The sequence below is a fragment of the Mesorhizobium sp. M7A.F.Ca.CA.004.04.2.1 genome (assembly GCF_004022825.1).
In the GTDB taxonomy this organism is placed as follows: Bacteria; Pseudomonadota; Alphaproteobacteria; order Rhizobiales; family Rhizobiaceae; genus Mesorhizobium.
This window is the reverse complement of sequence record NZ_RZPH01001366.1, coordinates 1-1227: the sequence shown is the minus strand read 5'-3', so window position 1 is coordinate 1227 and position 1227 is coordinate 1. Positions and strand designations below refer to the sequence as shown.

The window sequence follows — 1227 nt, the reverse complement described above, 5'->3', positions numbered from 1 at the left end:
GTCATAGGGTGTCAGCGTCGTCTGCAACTGGTCGGGCGCGACGACGATATGGTCGACCAGGACGCCCGGCACGCGCACGTCATGCGGTTTCAGCGTACCGTTTTCGACGACGCGCTTGACCTGCGCGATAACGATGCCGCCATTGTTACGGGCGGCGAGCGCCTGTTCGAGGCCACCGAGATAGGCGCCCTCATGCTCGTAGGTGAGGTTGCCGCGCTCGTCGGCTGACGTGGCGCGAATGATCGAGACCTGCGGCACGATGGAGCGGAAATAGAGCCATTCCTCGCCGTCGAACTGCTGCACCGAAACGATCGGCTCGCTTGCGGCGGCGTTCATGGCGCAGCCCTGGTGGCGCGGGTCGGCGAAGGTGTCGAGGCCGACCTTGGTCAGCACGCCCGGCCGCTTGGCGGCCGCTTCGCGGTGCATGTCGAACAGGATGCCGGACGGCACGTTGTAGGCGGCCACCGAATTGTCGCCGATCATCTTCCAGATCTGCGGCGGTTCGGAAGAGGAGGGGCCGGACGGGTAGGAGCCGCACAAAGTACGCTTCAGCAGGCCGGGCTTGGCCAGATGGTCGATGCCTTTGATGCCGTACATGTCGCCGGCGGCGATCGGGTGAAGTGTGGTGATATTTTTTGGGTGGCCTTCCTCCTCGAAGCGTTCGCCGATCGCGGCAAGCACCGCGTCCGGACAGCCGAGACCGCTCGACGACGACACGGAGACGACCATGCCGTCCTTGATCAGGCCCGCTGCCTGCGCTGCCGAAACGACCTTGCTCAATTCATGATCCCCGAACCGGCCGTCCTGTTTCGGGTGCGGCGATCCGGGCCACAGCTTTCCCTGACGACCAGATTGACCGCGCCGATATGGTCCTCGGCCCGCGTGGTGCGCGACTGGATCATTTTCAGCATGACATGGGCGGCGCGTTCGCCGAGGCCGGCCGAGTCCACCGCGACGCTGGTCAGCGCCGGCATATAGTGCTCGGCCTCGGCTACATCGTCGAAACCGACGATGGCGAAATCAACTCCCGGCTCAAGCCCGCGCTTGCGCAGCGCCAGCATGGCGCCAAAGGCGACAGCGTCGTTGAAGCAGAGCGCCGCGGTCGGCGGTTCAGCCATAGCGAGAGCGGTTTCCAGACACCCTATACCCCCTCTGCGGCTGGTCTCGCCCTCGACGACCAGTGCGTCGCGGGCGGCGATGCCCTGCGTCTCGCAGGCTTCGCGAAAT

2 protein-coding genes are annotated in these 1227 nt (G+C 65.4%); both read right to left on the bottom strand.

Going from position 1 to position 1227, the window contains the following annotated elements; genetic code table 11:
- Positions 1-780 (bottom strand): malonate decarboxylase subunit alpha (locus EN893_RS34610; RefSeq protein ID WP_206528712.1); only part of this gene is annotated, 780 nt, incomplete at its 3' end.
- On the bottom strand, positions 777-1227 hold a 451-nt coding region (locus EN893_RS34605; RefSeq protein ID WP_164901414.1), incomplete at its 5' end, for a substrate-binding domain-containing protein. The genes EN893_RS34605 and EN893_RS34610, both read right to left, overlap by 4 nt.